Origin of the sequence: Paraglaciecola sp. MB-3u-78, from assembly GCF_002835935.1 — a bacterium.
Lineage (GTDB): Bacteria > Pseudomonadota > Gammaproteobacteria > Enterobacterales > Alteromonadaceae > Paraglaciecola.
The window spans coordinates 551531-571468 of sequence record NZ_PJCF01000003.1 but is presented as its reverse complement, the minus strand read 5'-3'; the positions used below and the strand labels follow the sequence as shown (position 1 = coordinate 571468).

The 19938-nt window shown below is 42.6% G+C and carries 16 protein-coding genes; 2 read left to right on the top strand and 14 right to left on the bottom strand.

The features are described from left to right. Positions 1 to 29: 29 nt before the first annotated feature. From CXF95_RS06360 to CXF95_RS06350, 3 genes are read right to left on the bottom strand one after another with little or no spacing between them, the layout of a single operon-like run. Entirely contained in the window at positions 30 to 1184 is a 1155-nt protein-coding gene (locus CXF95_RS06360; protein WP_101197881.1) for an enoyl-CoA hydratase/isomerase family protein, read from the bottom strand. A 40-nt stretch (positions 1185 to 1224) separates the two neighbouring features. Continuing rightward, positions 1225 to 2382 (bottom strand): acyl-CoA dehydrogenase family protein, encoded by a 1158-nt coding sequence (locus CXF95_RS06355; protein ID WP_101197880.1) that lies wholly within the window; start codon positions 2380 to 2382, stop codon positions 1225 to 1227. 18 nt (positions 2383 to 2400) lie between these two features. Further along, entirely contained in the window at positions 2401 to 3897 is a 1497-nt protein-coding gene (locus CXF95_RS06350; RefSeq protein WP_101197879.1) for a CoA-acylating methylmalonate-semialdehyde dehydrogenase, read from the bottom strand. 220 nt (positions 3898 to 4117) lie between these two features. On the opposite strand from CXF95_RS06350, the gene CXF95_RS06345 reads away from it, so the two are divergent. After that, positions 4118 to 5764 carry a response regulator gene (locus CXF95_RS06345; protein WP_101197878.1) on the top strand — a complete coding sequence of 549 codons (1647 nt, stop codon included), beginning with the start codon at positions 4118 to 4120 and terminating at the stop codon, positions 5762 to 5764. Between the two features lie 80 nt (positions 5765 to 5844). Continuing rightward, a complete protein-coding gene (locus CXF95_RS06340; RefSeq protein ID WP_101197983.1) occupies positions 5845 to 6618 on the top strand; it encodes an ABC transporter substrate-binding protein in 774 nt (257 codons plus the stop codon). Positions 6619 to 6888: 270 nt separating this feature from the next. Here CXF95_RS06340 and CXF95_RS06335 read toward each other — a convergent pair whose 3' ends face one another. The 11 genes from CXF95_RS06335 to CXF95_RS06285 form a co-directional block, all read right to left on the bottom strand. Then, positions 6889 to 8262: a xanthine permease gene (locus CXF95_RS06335; RefSeq protein WP_232787680.1), complete on the bottom strand. Its 1374-nt coding sequence runs from the start codon at positions 8260 to 8262 to the stop codon at positions 6889 to 6891. 362 nt (positions 8263 to 8624) lie between these two features. Continuing rightward, positions 8625 to 11411: a cation-transporting P-type ATPase gene (locus tag CXF95_RS06330; RefSeq protein ID WP_101197877.1), complete on the bottom strand. Its 2787-nt coding sequence runs from the start codon at positions 11409 to 11411 to the stop codon at positions 8625 to 8627. Between the two features lie 277 nt (positions 11412 to 11688). Next, entirely contained in the window at positions 11689 to 12624 is a 936-nt protein-coding gene (locus CXF95_RS06325) for a universal stress protein (protein ID WP_101197876.1), read from the bottom strand. Between the two features lie 35 nt (positions 12625 to 12659). Continuing rightward, positions 12660 to 15860, bottom strand: a complete 3201-nt coding sequence (locus CXF95_RS06320) for a complex I subunit 5 family protein (RefSeq protein ID WP_101197875.1) — start codon at positions 15858 to 15860, stop codon at positions 12660 to 12662. Then, complete coding sequence (locus CXF95_RS06315; RefSeq protein WP_101197874.1) at positions 15857 to 17386, bottom strand: complex I subunit 5 family protein; 1530 nt, start codon at positions 17384 to 17386, stop codon at positions 15857 to 15859. The genes CXF95_RS06320 and CXF95_RS06315 overlap by 4 nt, the downstream gene beginning before the upstream one ends. Further along, positions 17386 to 17682 (bottom strand): NADH-quinone oxidoreductase subunit K, encoded by a 297-nt coding sequence (locus CXF95_RS06310; protein ID WP_101197873.1) that lies wholly within the window; start codon positions 17680 to 17682, stop codon positions 17386 to 17388. The genes CXF95_RS06315 and CXF95_RS06310 overlap by 1 nt, the downstream gene beginning before the upstream one ends. Then, entirely contained in the window at positions 17679 to 18422 is a 744-nt protein-coding gene (gene mbhE / locus CXF95_RS06305) for a hydrogen gas-evolving membrane-bound hydrogenase subunit E (RefSeq protein ID WP_157828092.1), read from the bottom strand. The genes CXF95_RS06310 and mbhE overlap by 4 nt, the downstream gene beginning before the upstream one ends. Position 18423: 1 nt before the next feature. Then, a complete protein-coding gene (locus CXF95_RS06300) occupies positions 18424 to 18726 on the bottom strand; it encodes a DUF4040 domain-containing protein (protein WP_232787679.1) in 303 nt (100 codons plus the stop codon). Beyond that, positions 18701 to 19054: a monovalent cation/H(+) antiporter subunit G gene (locus CXF95_RS06295; protein WP_101197870.1), complete on the bottom strand. Its 354-nt coding sequence runs from the start codon at positions 19052 to 19054 to the stop codon at positions 18701 to 18703. Before CXF95_RS06295 ends, CXF95_RS06300 begins: the two co-directional genes overlap by 26 nt. Continuing rightward, positions 19051 to 19308: an MrpF/PhaF family protein gene (locus tag CXF95_RS06290; RefSeq protein ID WP_101197869.1), complete on the bottom strand. Its 258-nt coding sequence runs from the start codon at positions 19306 to 19308 to the stop codon at positions 19051 to 19053. The genes CXF95_RS06295 and CXF95_RS06290 overlap by 4 nt, the downstream gene beginning before the upstream one ends. After that, complete coding sequence (locus CXF95_RS06285) at positions 19305 to 19871, bottom strand: Na+/H+ antiporter subunit E (protein ID WP_101197868.1); 567 nt, start codon at positions 19869 to 19871, stop codon at positions 19305 to 19307. The genes CXF95_RS06290 and CXF95_RS06285 overlap by 4 nt, the downstream gene beginning before the upstream one ends. Between the last annotated feature and the right edge of the window lie 67 nt (positions 19872 to 19938).

Below are 19938 nucleotides of genomic sequence, written 5' to 3'. Positions count from 1 at the left end.
TTGCCTATTTTGATTGCTGGTTTTTCTTATTAATTTACGCCTAAATGCGCAAGAGGATGGGCGTTTTGTGACCAAACATTCTCAAAGAAATAATCAATAGTATCCTTGGGAACTTGGTCAACAGATTTAAAACGCCAATTGGGTTGATGATCTTTCTCAATCAACAGCGCTCTAACACCTTCCTGAAACTCACCAAACTCACCACATTTACAAGACAAACCTAATTCCATTTGAAAACATTCTGCCAAGGTCATGTCTTTGCCTCTTCGCAGTTGTTCGAAAACCAGATTTGCAGTGATAGGTGACCCAGCACTTAAGGTTTTTTGTGCCTTGCTTAACCATTTATTATCCTCAGCATTAACTGACATTATGTACTCAGCGGCTTGATATGCATCAGTTTTAGTCGCTAAACTTGTGAACCAATCCTGATATTCGATAAGGTTACCTTGGGGTAATTGCTCACTATGCAAAGTGTGAAAATCTTCGCAAATGCTCGACAAAGTTTGGTGTAATAAATCCTCTTGCCAATTTGCTGCTAACAGTCTGTCAAAGAGAGTCTGTTTAGCATCGTGAGGCACAAAGTAGTCGGCTAAATTGCTATATATCGCATCGGCTGCATTAATAAATGCCCCTGTCAGCCCTAAAAACAGACCACAGCCTGCTGGCATTTTATTTAAAAAGTAGCTACCGCCGACGTCTGGATATAAACCGATACTGATTTCAGGCATGGCAATACGCGAAGTTTCTGTGACAACTCTGTGACTACCGCCACTCATTAAGCCCAATCCTCCTCCCATAATAATACCGTTACCCCACACTAAAATTGGCTTGGAGAACATGTGGATCAGGTGATCGAGTTGATATTCTTGGGTGAAAAAGTTCTGTAATGCGTAGCTATCTTTAGCATCAGGATTTTCCTTTTTAGATGGCACTTCTTGCATCGATTTGTACATCGACACAATATCGCCGCCGGCACAAAAAGCCCGTTCACCACTTCCGTCTAAAATCACCATAGCAATCTTCGGATCTCGTTGCCATTTTTCTAGTTGCGGCGTGAGCAAGTTGATCATTGGCAAATCTAGGGCATTCAGCGAAGCGGGTTTAGTTAACGTGGCATGACCAATTTTAAAACCATTTTCGGTGGTTAATTCGTTAAACATAACCGGTGCATTTTCACTAGACATATTCTTCCTTTTTTAACAGTGGTACTGATCGAAACAAGACTTAAAGAATGTCACCAGCATGTTCCGCTAACAAACGTCTACCAATGATCATCCGCATAATTTCATTGGTGCCTTCTAAAATTTGATGTACTCGCACATCTCTTACGTATCTCTCTAAGGGATATTCTTTGATATACCCATATCCGCCATGAATTTGTAATGCTTCATTACACACATTAAAACCAACATCGGTGGCAAAGCGTTTTGCCATGGCGCAATAAGCACTGCATTCTGGGTCTTCATTGTCCAGCTTGAACGCAGCCAATCTAACCATTTGTCTGGCAGCCACTAACTCAGTCGCCATATCAGCCAGCTTAAATTGTAAGGCTTGAAACGCCGCCAGTGGTTTACCAAATTGAGTACGCTCTTGCATGTAAGATTTAGCGGTATTCAATGCCATTTGCGCAGTGCCAATCGAGCAAGTGGCAATGTTTATACGACCGCCATCTAAGCCTTTCATGGCAAAAGTAAATCCTTGCCCTTCTTCACCTAATAAACAATCTGACGGCACACGGACATCATCAAAAGTAATCAAACGCGTAGGCTGAGCGTTCCAGCCCATTTTTTCTTCTGCCTTGCCATAAATCACCCCTTCGGCATCAGCGGGCACTACAAAAGCAGATATCCCTTTAGGACCCGCTTCGCCGGTGCGCGCCATGACCACCAACACTTCGGTTTCACCTGCACCTGATATAAACATCTTGGAGCCGTTTAACAGGTAATCCCCACCGTCTTTTTTAGCTGAAGTGCGCATAGCTGCAGCGTCTGAACCTGAACCAGGCTCAGTTAAACAATAAGACGCTAATTTTTCACCCGTGACCAAACTAGGGCACCACTTATCTTTGGCCGCTCTTGTGCCCCACGTTGCCACCATCCATGTGGCCATATTATGAATGGTCATCATGGCTGTGGTGGTGGTACATCCCATAGCAAGTTGTTCAAAAATAATGGAGGAGTCCAAGCGACTTAAACCCAAACCACCTTCACTTTCTGGCGAATACAAGCTACAAAAACCTAACTCACCGGCTTTTTGAATCACCTCTTTTGGGAAAATATGCTCTCTATCCCACTTTGCTGCATGTGGCGCTAATTCTTGTTCGGCAAATTGCTTGGCCGTGTCGGCAAAAGCAAGTTGATCATCGGTTAAGTCAAAATTCATAACTCTTTCCTTATTTTCCTATTTCAACGAGATGGTCATATTAGGGCCAGACGGAATATCGTCTTCAAACCAGCGTGCTGTAATTGTTTTTGTTTCAGTATAAAAACGCACGGCTTGTTTGCCATAAGCATGTAAATCACCATAAAAAGAGTTTTTCCAACCTGTAAAAGAGAAAAATGGCAGTGGCACAGGAATAGGTACGTTGATACCCACTTGACCTACTTCTATTTCATGTTGGTATTTACGAGCTGCTGCACCGCTAGCAGTAAAGATAGACGTGCCGTTACCGTATGGGTTGCGATTCACTAGGGCAATGGCCTCTTCTAAGGTATCAACTGTCATGCAGCACAATACTGGACCAAAAATTTCTTCTTGGTAAATCACCATGTCTTCGCTCACGTCGGCAAAAACAGTAGGGCCAACCCAATTACCTTGTTGATAACCTTCTTTGTCTAAAACAAAACCTGAGCCATCGAGCAAACAAGTCGCCCCCTCGTCTTTACCTTGTTGAATTAATGACAGCACTTTTTGTTTCGCTTGAGGGCTAATTAACGGACCAAACCCTGCTGATTCATCGTCCCATAATCCTGGTTTAACGGCCTTTAAGAGTTCAGTTAATTCACCTATCCACTCTTTAGACTCGCCTACAAATACCGCCACAGAAATAGCCATACAACGCTGCCCTGCTGCGCCTACAGAAGCGCCAACTAGGTTATTTATGACTTGCTGTTTATTTGAATCAGGCATGATAACTGAATGATTTTTGGCCCCAGCAAAACACTGGGCGCGTTTCATGTTGTCGGTGGCTGTTTTATAGATATGTTGCCCTACAGGTACCGAGCCAACAAAAGACACAGCGCGAATGTCTGGGTCTTTCAGTAACGCGTTAACCTGATCTTTGCCGCCATGCACTACATTAAGTACACCTTTGGGCGCACCCGCTTGCACAAACAACTCAGCTAACTTCATTGGTGTCAGAGGGTCTTGCTCTGAGGGTTTGAGAATAAAAGTGTTACCGCAAGCAATCGCCATAGGAAACATCCATAGTGGGATCATCGCCGGAAAATTAAAGGGCGTAATGCCTAAACACACACCTAATGGTTGAATATAACTGTAAGTATCGATACCTCTAGCCACATTTTCTGCGGTTTCGCCCATCATCATTGACGGAATATTCATGGCTTGTTCTACCACCTCAATACCACGCCACACATCGCCTTTTGCATCTGCAAGGGTTTTACCCGTCTCACTGCTTAAAATGGTAGCAATTTCTTCATGATGCTCTTTCAGTAAATGTTGATAGCGCATCATCACTCGTGCTCTTTCTGAAGCAGGCACTTCTTTCCAATCTTCGAAAGCCGCTTTTGCACTAGCCACAGCTAACGCTAATTCAGCGTCAGTGGTGCAAGTCAACTCTGCAATCACTTTATTATTGGCGGGATTAGTTACTGCTATGTTTGGCAGTGAAGTCGATGTGACCAACTCGCCATTGATTAAAGACGGAACAAGATGCATAAGTAGTCCTAAATTGTTTATATTTTACGAGGCTAACAAATTTTTACCTTTACGTTAACGTAAAGTAAACAATTTTGTTTATAGCCAACTGTTTCGTTAGCTATACAGGCTGCAGCTATGTGTTTAAGTGGGGCCATGGATATAGACGCAAGAAATTGATTATTTTTATCTCTTGTGCCTGCTATGCTATTGATTGTTTGTAAAAAAATAGTCTACCCATATGTCACTTACTAAAGTTAAAGTCGCCGTTGTGGAAGACAATGGAATGGCCCGTACGAATATCCGTAATCATTTGTTGGATATGGGGTTTGGCCACATTAGCTGTTTTAGTAATGGCCGAGATCTGAAAGCCAACTTGAAAAAACAAAAGTTAGATCTTCTACTTATGGATTTTCATCTTGGCCAAAATAAAAACGGCGTAGAGGTGGTTCAAGACTTACAAAAGCAGAAACAAATCACTCACAAGACTTGTGTGATGTTTATTACCTACGACCGACTCCCGTTGATTATCGGTCAGATTGTTGATTTACATCCAGAAGCATTAGTCATCAAACCTTATACAATCCGTAATTTGGCTAAGAATATTTCTAACTGCCTTAATCTACATAAATATTTAATGCCTGTTTACGAAATGATGGATGATGAAAATTATCCACAAGCATTAGTGCTAATAGATCATTTGCTAGAAAAAAATGCCCTACCTAAGAAAAAAAGTGCGCTGATTAAATTACGTGCCAGACTGCTAACCAAACTAGGACGCTTTGCAGAAGCTGCCGATCTTTACCGTGTTATTTTGCAACGTTCAGACAAGGTCATATGGGCAAAATGGGGTTTGATTCAAAATTTATTTTTAGATGAGCACATAGAAGAAAGTGAAATTTTATTACGTGATTTGACGCGTTCGGAGCTCACCAGTGACAAAGCATGTGAATGGCTAGCACGCATTAGTGTAGGCAATAATCAATACAACAAAGCTGAAAACTACATGCATCAGATCCGGGAAGGCGAGTTATCTATTCCTGCCGCTCGTTTGAAAGCCTATATATATCAGGCGCAAGAAAGAGGCGCAGAAGCCATTTCGTTGTTAGAAAAGAAGCGTGAGTCTAACCGTTCTATTCGCGAACGTTACGATGAAATATCACTGGATCTTGCTCGCTGTTATATAGCTGAAGCAGAACTGAGGACTAAACCCGAACGTTCTTCAGATTTACAAGTCGCCAAATATTTGATTGGTGCTGCAGGTAGAAAATTATCTGATCCGAGTTTAACTATCAGAAAAGACTATATGTTTGCCATGATTGCTTTTATGGAAGGTAATGTGGTCAAAGCGAATGAAATTTTATCTCGGCCAGGGATGAGTGAACTACAAGATGCTGAAATATCCACGATTACCGATGCAGTTCAAGCTTGGCGTAAAACTGGCGATAATGAAAAAGCGAAAGCGTTTTTAAAACTGAGCCAAGAAAAGCTGAAAAACATTGAGGACGGTAATGAAAAAACGGTCTCAGGGATGTTAGTAGCCAAAAGCGAAGATGCGATTGGCGAAAAAAGGCCACAAGCCCTCGAGTTCAATAAAGTTGGATTGCAAAAATACACAAACAGGAAATATGCCGCAGCAACGGATGACTTCTATCAGGCGTATTTATTATTCCCTCGGGAACTGGCTTTCAGCCTCAATTTATTACAGGGCTTAGTCGATGCAGAGTTAATTTCCTACAAAAAAGTGAACACACTTGAATTTTTAACAGAATTACAAAACCGTGAACTCAATGAAGGTAATAAAAAACGTTTAGAAGAAATCGTCAGTCGTATCACCAATAAAAAAGATTTATATTTTATTACTAGTGACAATAAAGTACAGGGGTAATGAAGATAGTGCTTCAAAAGAAATCAATACACATCCTAACTCACATTAAACAATTACAATTCAACAATAAAAAGCGAGCAATGCTGAAAAAACATTTTAGTATTTTGGGGATTATTTTTTTATGTTTTCAGGCAACACACTGTTTAGCATCAGATAACAAAGAAGCACCTACATTATATTTTGATCTAGGAGAAAAGGGTGGCTGGGTGCCTTTTCGAAATGCAGCAAAAAACGGTGGAACGAGTATTTTCACTGAGTTATCAAAAGCCTTGGAAGCTGATTCAGGCATTCAATTTAAAACGGTACACTTCCCCCAAAAACGGGCGGCTAAAGCGCTCATAGATGGCATAGTCGATTTTGATTTTTCTTACCTTGAGTGGTTTAAAAATAATGATCCAGGACCGGGATTTGTCGCAACCGATCCCTTCTTTGAAATCACAGAATACATAGTCACATTAAGTAAAAACACTCATCTATTTCCCACTCCAGAGTCTATTTATGGGAAACATGTAGGTACTATTTCAGGTTACTTTTACTTTGACGATGACCAATTTATTCGCACAGACTTTCTCAACGAAAACCAACTGATTCAGGGGTTAAAAAACAATCGATTCAAAGCTATTATTTTAGAAAGAGAAACCGCTAAGTACTGGGCAAAACTGAATAACACTGAAATAGGTTTTGCTGCCCTACATACTAGCGGTAATCTGATAATCAGATTAAGAAAAGAACATAGCGCACTTATCCCCTCGTTAAACCGAGCCATTCAAAAGATGAAAACTTCGGGTAAACTTCAGGCAATATTATCTAGACAAGGTATTGATTCAAAAATTTACACTATGCAGATGAAATAGCAAAAAATGAGCACCGTAAAATGAAGTACTTTTTAATCTCAGCATGTTCGCCCATTCTTTTAGCGCTTTACCTTAAATTGTCAAAAGCATATCCTAATGCATCCGAATTAATTAAAAAAATTGATGCCTTTTTGGTATCGCAAGATACAATAAATCCCCCTTAAAATATTGTGATGATAGTTGCATATTCATTCACAGATGTGGCTTGCTAAACGCGTCTGAGATTAAGACTGCTCCTCAAAGAGCAGTCTTGTGCTAATAATCGATCATTTATGTTTCTTTTTTCGGCATAAAGACCTTAAAGCCACATAAAGCGGCAATTACAATAATGCCCACTAGTAGACCTAACCAAGGTTCAAATACGCTAAATGCCATTGCTGTAATAACCATCGCCCCACGCTCTGTGGCATCATTAACAAGTGACAAGGCTAACGTAGCACAAGCAAATGCTGTCAACACCAGAGTCACCGCTAATGCCAATGGCAATAAGGGCTCTAACAAAGTCACTAACGGCAGTAATATAAACAGAAAGGGTAAACCAAATGCATAAAAACTACCTATGCTGTCGAATATCGAATCTATCTTTTCACGTCCTTGTGACCAACGTTTGAGAAGGACAACTTGAATCCCGGTCCACAACACACCTTGAGTGGCAAAAAAAGGCGCAACAATAGCCATTAGAATATTTCTAATGCCCGTCGCCATATGTGCTCTGCTGGCGTTTAATTCGAGTTTTTCATCTGTGCGCGTGGTTTGTGCTTGTTCTATCATTTCATTACCCGTCACCACATCACCGAAAAACAAAATATAGGTTATTAGCGCCAATGGGAACGAAGCAAGAAAAGTCTCAATGGGCGGCCAACCGATCGCAAAAGGTGACGCTTTTTCCCATAGAGAAGCAGTCGAAGCACCCACATCAAGAATTTCCCAGCGAATATTGTATTGAAACTCACCAGTGAAAAATCCAACACTGCCCGCGATAACAAATCCGGGAAGTAAGCCAAACCCAAGAATAGTTGCCAACCATTTTTTATCTATCGCCAGAGCTTGTAAAGGCTTAGAAAAGGCAAAGACTAAACAAATCACCACCCCCAAGGTCCCGGCTATAGGTGCTGATTGAAATACATTCGCCGCATCGCCGTCTTTAGTAACCCGCAAAAAAGCGGCAATTGCAGCACCTAAAATAATGCCACCTTTGAACACATTGGGTACAATTTTAATTATCTTAGCGCCAAGCCCAGTCACCCCTAACACAATTAAAATAAACGCGAAGTTCAATGAAAGAGCGGTCATGGCTTGAAACTGAGAAGTATGGTCGCCTATATAAGCGGGGGCGGTAATAAACGCGACAACAAAAGGTATGGCTGGTGTTAACCACCCTGGCGCATAAGGGTCACCAAAAAACATCCAGGAAAAAGAAATAAGCATGCTATGAAACATCGCCATAGTCACCGCTTCTTCAAAATTCAATCCCAATAAAGCCATAAAATAAGGCACTAAGGCGAGTCCTGTAGCCCCAGCTACTGCAAATCCTTGTAGCATATCCGACAATGAAAAACGTAAATGAACTAACGGGATCCGCATAGTAAAAGGACCCCATTTAATACCAGGTTGAACTTCTCCCTCAGGTCTTGTCTTTAACATATGGTTATCTCAGTATTGGACTAAAAATTAAACGGGCACACTTACTAGTATGTCGCTACTTCACTGCTTATCTTATGGTTGATTATCAAATGGTTGATTATCAAATTTCGCAAAATATTATTACAGCATTTTTACATAAAAAGACCAAACGCTTTACATGTTCAATGAGCCTCTATCAAAAATAATGATGATCGACTTTGTTTCTGCAGCATGATAATTCCATATTGGTGATCTTCGCAGCTAATCCTTGTCCCATGCCGAGCAATGAAAAACGATGATGAATTAGTGGGGCCCGCATAGTAAAAGGGCCCCATTTATTCCTGAGTTGAACTCACCCATCAGACCTTATTTTTAGCATAGGGTTAATCTTCAGCCAAACTTAAAGTATTCGAATGATGAGATCTGTTTCGAAAACGCCAGTGTTTTTCTAATCCCACCAAAGCAAAGATGAGTAAACCACCACCGAACACACGCAACCATGCTTGTGCGCTGATTGGCGCACTGCTAAACCATGAGTTCATGATAGGGACGTAAGTGAAAAGCAACTGCAAAAACATCATTATGCCAATTCCAACCCATATCCAAGAATTGCTATTAATACCCACTGCAAAACAAGAACGCTTAAGTGAGCGGCAATTTAGTAAATAAAAGGCTTCTCCAACTACAAACATAGCGACTGCCACTGTGCGGGCTTCTTCCTGGCTTGCACCTAAGCTCAGTTCAAATTCATACAGACCAAACGAGGTAAGACAAAGCAACGTTGATACAAGGATTATTCGCCACACTAAGGTTGCATCAATAATGGGGGTATTGGGTTGATTTGGAGGACGTCGCATAATGCCCTCTTCTCTCGGTTCGAACGCTAACATTAAGCCCAAAAATATTGCGGTGGTCATATTAACCCACAAAATATGAATGGGTAGTAGCGGTAGTGACACACCTAACATAACAGCCAAGAGGATCACTAGACCTTCACCGCCATTGGTCGGTAAAGTCCAAACGATAAACTTTTTTAAATTGTCAAAAACACCGCGACCTTCCTCAATTGCATCTGGAATTGTTGCGAAGTTATCGTCAATAAGCATCATGTCCGCAGCTTCTCTGGCGACTTCTGTTCCATTCATGGCCATTGCCACCCCAATGTCTGCACGGCGCAAGGCAGGGGCATCGTTAACACCATCTCCCGTCATCGCCACCACATGCCCCTCGCTTTGCAGAGCTTTGACTAGTTGCAATTTATTCTCAGGGGTTACCCTGGCAAACACCTTATATTTGAGAGCTGCTGCAACAAATTCTGAGGGAGTCATGGTTGCGAGCTGTGCACCTGTGACTGATAGGCTAGTGCTATTGTCACCTACAATACCGAGTTGGCGGGCAATGGTACCGGCGGTTAACGCGTGATCACCGGTAATCATTTTAACGTCTATACCCGCCTGATGGCAGGCCGCGACGGCCTTAATAGCTTCAGGCCTCGGTGGGTCTATCATGGCTTGTAAGCCTAAAAACTCCATCTCTCCTTCAACATTACTGTGGTTGATTGTGTCAACATCATTAGCAACACGTTTGCGAGCAAAGGCCAGTACTCGTAATCCTCGGGCTGCCATTTGTTCAGCTTGTTGCTCGATAAGTGACATATCCATCTTTTGCGGGTTACCGCTCTCGTCAAGCATCGAAACACAACGTGGTAACAGACTTTCTAAAGAACCCTTAAGAAAAATCATATGCTGACTATCTCGAACATTCAGCGTCGCCATATACTGATATTCGGATTGAAAAGGTATGGTATCTAAGCGTTCACAACTAACAGCCTCCCGCTTAATGTCTGCCTTAATAGTGGCAGCAATCAGAGCAGCTTCAGTTGGATCACCCGTGATAGACCACTGCATATTACCGTCATTTAGTGAGTTTGGAGCGTGCAAGTTGGAGTCATTACACAGCAAACCTGCTGTCAATGTTTCGAGTACCGAAGGCATGTTGCTTATATTAGTAGGTTTTTCTTGTAAGAAAAAATCGCCTTCTGGATCATAACCGCTGCCTGTTGTTGTTAGGTGCTGTCCAGCACTCCAAAGCTCTCTGACTGTCATTTCGTTCTTAGTCAGTGTTCCGGTTTTATCTGAGCAAATGACGGTCGTACTGCCTAGTGTTTCAACCGCCGGTAAGTTACGAATTACAGCACGACGTTTTGCCATTCGAGAAACACCGATGGCTAACATGATCGTAACCGCAGCAGGTAAACCTTCTGGAATGGCCCCGACAGCTAATGCAACAGCTGCCATAAACGACTCAATCAGTGGTTGTCCGTGTAACCATCCAATAAAGATTGTTAATCCTGCCAAAATCAAAATTGCGTACAAAAGAATATGACTAAAGTGCGCAATACGCTTAGTTAGTGGAGTATCTAGGGTTTTTGTAGTCGTAATCAATGTGGAAATTTTACCAATTTCCGTTGCATCGCCGGTTTCTGTTACTAACCCTAAACCCGTACCATATGTAACCAAAGTAGAGGAATAGGCCATATTCTTTCTGTCACCCAAGACACTATCTTTTGGTAACAATGTACTATTCTTTTCAGTTGCCACTGATTCGCCTGTTAGAGCAGACTCATCTATCTTGAGGTCCTTAACTTTAATCAGCCTCATATCTGCTGATACTTTGTCACCCGGTTGTAAAACAACTAAATCGCCAGGAACAAGTTGCTCGGCAGAGATGGATATTTTATTGCCATCTCTGATAACGATCGCCGTGCTTTTAACGCTTTTAGATAATGCATTGATTGCTTGCAGTGCCTTCGATTCTTGCACAAATCCTATGATTGCATTTAATAAAACCACCATAAAAATGACCGCAGAATCAACCCATTCTCCTAGCGCCATGGTCACTGCTACAGCGGCTAGTAGGATGTACACTAGTGGTTGATGAAATTGGATCATGAAACGTTTGAACGGACCCGTTCCTTTATGCTCGGTAATATTGTTCATACCATATCGATGCAGCCGAATGGTCGCATCGTTTGAAGATAATCCTAACTTCACATCAGCATTTAGTCCTTCAGCAACAGTTTCTGAGGGTTGCGCATGCCACGCTTGTTGCAGTCCATCTTCAACTGTATCCGAAGGTTCGGCAAACCATGATTGTTTTTTATGTTCCATAAATATCTCCGATAATATAACCTTTAAAATAGTGTTTTCTTTTAATTAATAAAAGTCGAACTAATGCAGGTAAAACTTCGAAAAATACGATGTATTGAATAGCGATTGAAATTTCAAGGCAAGAGCCGTAAAAATGGCATTATTTTAGTGGCCACACTTTCCAGTTAAATAAAATTAACCACCGGCTCCCTGCTTAAACATTGCAGCTGATGATTTGCAATGGCTCATCATGCAGTCAATATTTACGAATATTAAGGGTCTTGGTAATCAGAATTATCTAACGTACTGGCGATAGAAAACCCGCAGGTTTTAAGGTGATCACTGACGAATTGATGCGTTGCAGAACTGTCTCTGAATTGTGTCCAATCAAAAACCCTGGGATCCCTGAACGGCTAAGAGTCCCCATCACCACGGTATCGATTTCATTACTGTTTGCATATTTTGGAATAAGTAATTTAGGAGAGCCTTTTTCCAAACATTGCTCAAAATTTGAATTCGCATACTCGCTAACCAAAATCTCAAGACTGTCTTTATATTCATTCTCTTCCACTTTTAATAACTCATCAATTTTATCTGTTGAAACTCTAGCGAATGCCCCATGTTTCAGCGCTTGTTCTCCGTATAGCTGCCAGCAAGAGAGTACAGTGAGCTTAGCTTTTTCAAATTTACTCAAAGACGAGGCTATATCCATAATCATTCGATTTTGAGCACGACCTTCGGCATGTTGTTCCATCGACAAGTCAACCGCAGCTAAAATTTTATTGATTGAATTGGATTGTGTAGTCTTGATTATCCAAACAGGGATTGCGCATTTACGCATTAAATGAAAATCATTACTATCGAAGCTCTGTTCGCAGTCGTTGGCGACTTTAATTAGTAAATCACTTTTTCTGTTGATGACTGCTTTAATAATTTCAATGAAATTTTTACCGATGCCTACTTGCGGAGTTACTTTCACATCTTTGCTCTGTAGTTGTTGCGCTAGCTCTGTGAGTTGATCGAGTCGCTGCTCAACTATAAATTCGGTTAGTTCTTCAGGACTGACGATATCGATATAACATCTCACTATACTTTCAAGTGGCTCTACCACATCAAATAGAGTGACTTTTGCTCCGGTACGTCTAGCTAATTCGATACCTCTTATAACCGCGATGTCGAGTTCAGGTTCTGTTTGTTTGTTCACTTTAATCAGTATATTTTTAAAACGTTTCATTGGTGTATCTCTTGCGGTGCATAACGCGCGATTGTTTAGCTAACAAAGGTATAAAAAAGTAGGACTAAAACGACAACCATCACAGTTCCCGGAGTCTCGATGACCCAGTGTTTACTTGAGTTGTTGAGTAAGGATTGCGACCGTTCTAATGTCTGGTAAAAATAACTGCTCAAACCTGTAGATTTTCTGGCAATGGAGTGTCCAAGATGTTGTCCGATTTTTTGGCATAATAGTCCGATTTTTTGATAGATAATTAATATATCACCGGCTGCAGGGGCAACTATTGCGGCACGTACTTTAAAACTGGCAATTAATATCATCAGTCCAATGAGTCCAGGCCATAACGCAGCCCAGCTCATTGTAGAAAAGACACTTTGGTGAATTTTAAATTCGAATGCGGGTGTGAAATATACATACCCTACACACAGCAAAGCACAAAGCGCAGTTGGCAAGATAAGCCCCCAACGTGGTACTGAATCTGAGGTTTTTTGCATAGATAGCAGTTGAGCAGATCGTTTTTGAGTAGATTGTGGTTGAGTAAAAGGCTGTTGCATTAACTGTATAAAACGCCCCATTAATAACGAAGTACCTACAGCACTCAAAACCAAAAAGGTCGAAAACAAAGGCCAACTTGAGGTGGCACTTTTGAGTGCTTCTTTTGCGAATGCTCCACTTGTTAACGGCAAACCTATCAAGGATAAAGCAGGAATTAGCGCAAGTAGCCATAGAAAGGGAGTCAATCGCGTTTTTTGTTCTAGTTCTTTTTTTAGTCCAACACATAGAAACAATGTAGATTTGGCAAACCCATGATGCATAGCGAAAAACACAATGGCCGGTAGTAAAGCCTCCCAACTGTTAGGAAATGCCAAGGCAAAACCAATACTGGCACTAATGATCCCAAGCTGACTGATTGTCGAGTAAGCCAACACTGTTTTTGGATTATTCTGGAACACACCGTAAATAGCACCAAGAAAGGCTGCTGAACAACCGAGCAGCATCATAGGCTGCGCTAGAACCAGAATAGACTCGTCACCTAATGGTAAAAAACGTATCCAACCCAACAAACCCACTTTTACCATTACAGCACTTAATAAAGCACTGGCAGGAACTGGCGCGACAGGATGCGCTTTAGGTAACCAAACATGCAACGTCGCTAGGCCCGCTTTAACCCCAAAACCTATCAGCAAAAATGCGGTTACCCAAATAACAGGCACTTCGTCTCTCGCAAAATTAGAATAATAAGTATTGCCAACCAAGGCAGCAAACAGGATAACTTCGCCAAACACTACCCATTTTATATAGGTTGATGCGGCTGAACGTGCCTCGTCGCTTTCAGAATGAAGTATCAATGGGTAGGCAGAAAAGCTCATCAGGGCAAAAAAGCCAATGAATGAGGATATTTCTTCAGATAACACAACACCTATATTGCCAATCATCGTGAGTAGAAAAAATAGGTAAAACCTGTTCCGTTTCTCGTCGTTAGCCAAATATGCTTGAGCATAGAGCGCCCCAACAAACCACAGCAGCGCAGTCAATGTCAGAAAAGCTTGTTTGGTTATGTCCCCATCCGCCATCAGAACAGCCGCGAGTAGTCCAGGAAGTGGAGCAAGTGGTATAAGCCTGATAACCAAGGCTCGACAATTTTTAATCGCCATCATCGCCAGTAAAGAAATAGGCAATACCAATACCCAGAAAGAGCTAGTGCGGTAGGTTAGCGCCATACTGGAAAGGTCTGGCAGTACTGACCGATATTCCTGGGTCGCAATCAATGTCGACCAAGATAAAGGGCTGACGGACACAGATGCTAATAGCCCAGCGAGTAAGGCACAAAACGCGGTAACCAATGGAGGCAAAAGTAGCATCCAGTGGGTTTCCAATTTCAAACGAGGTTGTTCTTTTGGCCAAGGCGAATCCTGCTCCTTAAACCAGACAGCGTTTATTATTGGCAAAAAATAGGCGGCATTCAAAATACTACTGATTGCCAGGACGCCTAAGACCCAGGGCGCCTGAGCCTCCAGGGCACCCACTCCCAAGTACCACTTTGAAACAAACCCCGCGATAGGAGGAATGCCGATCATTCCAAGCGCAGCAATGGTGAATGCCCCCATCGTCAAAGGCATGCGCTTACCTAAGCCGTTCATTTGACTTACTTTGTGAACGCCGAGGGTTTCCGCAATATTACCCGCGCAGAAAAACAGAGTGATTTTCATCAACCCTTGGTGTACCAAATGAACAAGGCCACCGATTGTCGCAATTGGCCCTGCGATTGCAGTACCTAGTGCAATATATGAAACTTGACTGACGGTCGAATAAGCTAAGCGTTTCTTCAAATCATCTTGGCTTAATGCCCGAATAGATCCATAGACAACCGTAAACGCCGCAAGCGCAGCCAAAAATATAGTTAGGCCCAAGTCTCTTGTAAATTCAACACCGTAGATATCGTAGACAACCCGTACAATCCCAAATGCGCCCGCTTTCACAACTGCTACTGCATGCAGCAATGAACTGACTGGCGCGGGCGCGGCCATTGAGACAGGCAACCAACCATGCAACGGGAACAGAGCGGCTTTGACACCGAGACCTGCGATCAGCAAGACAAAAATTATCTGCAAATGTGTTCTATCAAGATTAGGGATATCTACCAACAAACCGGCAGTAGTAAAATCAAGTGGGCCGGCTAATACTTTGAGCCACACTATACCTGCCAACAATAGCGCCCCACCGATCATCGTGTAGACAAGGTAAGTCTTTGCGGCTTTGATTGACGCAGCATTGCCCTTGTGAGCGATCAGCGGATAGGTGGTAAGAGTTAACAATTCATAAAAAATGAGAAACGTAACCAGATTGCCAGCAAGGGCTAATCCAATCGTTGCGCCAACACATAAGCTAAAAAAAGCGAAGAACCGGCTGCGGTTGGCCGTGCCTTTAAAATAACCAATGGCATAAATAGTGGTAAAAAACCATAGGAATCCTGACAGGCTCACGAATAGAAGTGAAAGAGAGTCAGCCCGAAGTACAAGGTCGATATTGGGTAGCAGGGGTAGACGTGTTTCGAAGTCTATACCGCTATCAACACTCGTAAGAAGCAGTCCGATTAGGCTTAATGTAATCAATGCACCAGTAATGTTAAGGATTCGACGCAGTGTCGCCTTGTGCTCAGGTGTCGCCATAATCGCAAGACCAGCAATAAAGGGTCCTAGAACAATCATTGCGGGTAACAGGACGTTAATGCTCATATGCCACTTACCCCAACTGGAGGATTACTAATATTCAGAATAAATTCAGCATTGAAACCCAAGGCCAGTGTAATCAGCGCAAGCACCAGTGCTGAACTTGTTAATAACTTGGAAGACAGTGCTTTTGGTTGACGTTGAACCGCGCCATCATCAAGCGTGTTATCAAATGCTAAGCTGAGTATCTTGAACAAATACATTGCCGCCAACAGCCCTCCACTTAGCACGACTAACACCCACCACCACTGACCACTCTCGATAGATGTTGTGAGGAGTAACCATTTTGCAATAAAACCTGCACTGGGTGGCAGACCAATTAAGCTGACTCCTGCGATGGTAAATATCAATACGTTAAGCGGCTCTCGTGTCGCGATCCCCTTGAGTTGGGCAATATCTCCACTGCCCTGGGATAAGATCAGGTTTCCTGCCGATAAGAACATCGCCGCTTTAGCGCAAGCGTGTGCCACTATAAAATAGATCGCAGCCTGTGATGCCGAGCCAGAAAAAGACGAGCCAGAAAAAGACGAGCCAGAAAAAGAGCTAGTGTTTGCAGCATGTTCGCTTAACGGAAAAAGTAAAAAGATGTAGCCGAGTTGTGCCACCGTAGAGTAGGCAATCAGTACTTTTAACTGCGTAGCACGAAAAGCCTTCCAAGATCCATAGACGATTGCTATACCGCCTAAAACCCCTAAAACCTGAGACGCACCGAAGGTAGTAGATCCACTTAGTACTTCAAACCAAAATTTTATTAATACGTAAAGTGAGGCTTTAACCACCAACGCTGAAAGGATCGCACTTACCGGTGTAGGCGCATTCGCATGAGCTTGGGGTAACCAAAAGTGCAATGGAAACAAGGCAATCTTAAGCAGAAGTCCAATCGTAATAAGTATCATCGCGACTTGGTCTGGAAGTCCGTTGCCGGAACTCGCCGCAATCTGCGCCAGATCGAGTGTGCCATGGCTACGGTAAAGAATAGCAATCGCCATCAAGTAGAAAAGCGAACCCAATAAACCAACCAGAAGATATCTTAGCGCCGCTTCCAATGACGCTCGTGTCGATTGCAAAGCAACCAGCGCTGCCGCAGACAATCCTATAATTTCCAAACATACATAAATATTAAAGGCATCGCCGGACACAAATAGCGCGTTTAATCCTGCGATTAATAACCACCATAATGGCCAAAAACGCAGACTTTTAGGATCATCAGCATAATACGCAGCACCGTAGATAGTTAATATCAGGGTGAGCAATCCGGTCAGCCCAATCATTAAAATCGAAAACCCGTCTACCACTAAGTCAATACCTAGCGGAGCTCCCCATGAACCGATTTGATAGACGGCGCTCTGATAGGATTGTTCGTCCAAAAACAGTATCGTCATCAATACAACAATCAGAAATTGCACAAATGCAAAACCAACATTGAGCTGACCTTGAAAGGTGTTTCGACTCAAAATAAAGCCGACTAAAGCCGCTATCAAAGGCAAAAACACAATGATAGGTAACAATAGCGATGAACTTAGACTGGTCATCACTTTGGTTTCCCCTGCTTAGGATCGCTCATTCTATGCAGTCGGACCATTAAGTTTAAGGCTAAAGCAGTGCCTGCAGCGGCGATAACAATCCCAGTTAAGACCATAGCATGTGGCACAGGGTCGACGAATGATCCATCCTGCTTAGCGATGGCAATCAATAACATAAATATCCCGATACCCATGATATTGAGGGCCAAGATTTTACGCATCACATGGCCTGCAACTACTATCCCAAGCAAACCGATAGCAAAAAGCCCTAATCCAGTAAGACTGTAAAGCAGCTCCGAACTCATGAGCCAGACTCAAAAGTAGCAGCGTGACCTGTACCAGGAATATCAATAAGGCTGCTGTAAAGGGACGCTAGGCATATAGCAATTGACAAAGTAGCGCCACTTTCTATCAGTAAAATCAGCACACCAGCGTAATCTTGGGGGTATTTGAGTAAACTACCTTCAAACCAAATGAGTGCTAAACCAACGGCAATAAACATAGCTAAACCACATGCCATTAAGCTTCTTGCCATAATTGATGTGTAGTTAACCCGGTAAACCCCAGTTTGAAACATTAACACACAAGCCCCCGCCAATAAGGCCCCAGCTTGAAACGCTCCGCCTGGCTGAGTCGCGCCAGCCCATAGTAAATAGCCAGCAAACATAAGCACAGCAGGCGCAAGCCAGCGCTGCAACGAGGTGAGAACAAGATCATGATTTGTGACCTCAATACATCTAACAAGCGATGTTTTAGAGTTGCGTAACGGCAACACAGCGATGACAACAATCAATAACACAGCAATTTCGAGTAAAGTATCGTAAGCGCGAAAGTTTAGTAGTACTGCGGTGACAGGGTTAGTTACGCCGCTGCTACTTAAACTGCCTTCAACATAGGGCCGCAATCCTGCATTGTGGGCATCATAGTTCAGCAGCACTAGAGTCAACACAATCAAAAAGCCCAAAACTGAACACAGGGTTATTAGCCACGATGCTTTTGGATCGTTAACGGGTCCGTTATATTCAAGATCTATTTGATTAAACATGCTATCGGGCTCCCCGATTATTGACTTCAGAAGCAGGCTGGGCTGGCTGTGCATCTTCGTCTTCAGGCTTAATACGATTCCATGCAGCTAGCAACAGCGCGCCGGTTATACCTGCCCCAATTGCAGCCTCGGCAATTGCCACGTCAAATGCCCCCATTTGTCCCCATGCAATGGTGACTAAAAGGCCCAAACATACAAAAAGCACGATGCAACGAAACAAAGATTTAGAGAAAATACTCATCCAAGCAAGGATCAAACAATTGAGCATAAGCATCACATCAAAGGCTATTTGAAGGTTCATCATTGGTCTCCGACTTCTTTTTGAATTTTAATAGTGATTTTGTATTTATAGATTTATCCCGTATTACCTGTGACGCAATGAGGTAGCTACAAGCCGCACTTGAAAAAATGATTAATAACCACACTAGCAGCAATCTAAACACGTCCAATAAAGAAGATAGGTGAGGTATTATGCCAATAATGATGAGCCCTAGACCCAAATTATCAGCTTTGGTGAGCGCGTGAAGGCGGCTCAGAGTGTCAGGAAATCTGATTAAACCCACCGTGCCAGCAAAGAAGAAAAATAGACCAGATGAACAAAATACCAGACTAAATACGTCAAAGGCATTCATTGAGCATTTCTTCGAAGTTGGGTGAAAGTCACGAGCATGATTGAAGTAAGTAGCGCGAGAACGAGGGAAACGTCTAATAGATAAGGTTCGCGCTTAATGACCGACAATATAATAAGCATGGCCACACCAATCGTTCCGACCAACTGAGTTGCCAATATGCAATCTGTATAACTAGGTGCGCGCAATACGCTCAATAGGCTTAGCGATAAGAGCAGTGCCAATACCAAAACAATCGCTAGAAAATAAGTTGTCATGAGTCTACTCTGCCTCCTAATAATGGTGTCCGACTGCCTAACAACTCACTAACGCGCAGTTGACAATCGTCTATTTCAGTTCTATCAAACGAATTTAGGTTAAGGACATGTATAGTAATCTCGCCATCTTGGCGATGGGCACTAACAGTGCCAGGCAATAAGCTGAGAATTTGCATCAAAGTAAAAATCTGAGATTCAGTGACTAAATCTGTATGGTAAGTGATAACCCCTGGTGACAACTTAGACTGGGGTATAAGAGCGAGTTTTGCTATATCCCATCCACCACGTAACGATTGCTCAAAAAAGTAGAATAAAAATGATATAGATTTTGTTGGGTTTATTATCCAATTTTTAGTTTGTTGTTGTTTGTCTGTCAGGAACAGGCTTAGTGAACTCGACATAATAACGAACACTGCGCCAACGCCCCAAGAGCTTGGTTGCCACCCTGTAAGCAGCATCCAAAAAACACTAAATAATGCTATCCGGATCCAGAAATTAATACTAAGCGTGAACCTTGAGGTTCGAAGGGTGCCTCTTTGATTATCCTCAGTTAATTTTCTCATTAATTACCCATGCTAGTTTCAGTTAGATTTCTGAGATTAGGATGTTAGCAATGGTGGTAAAGAAAAA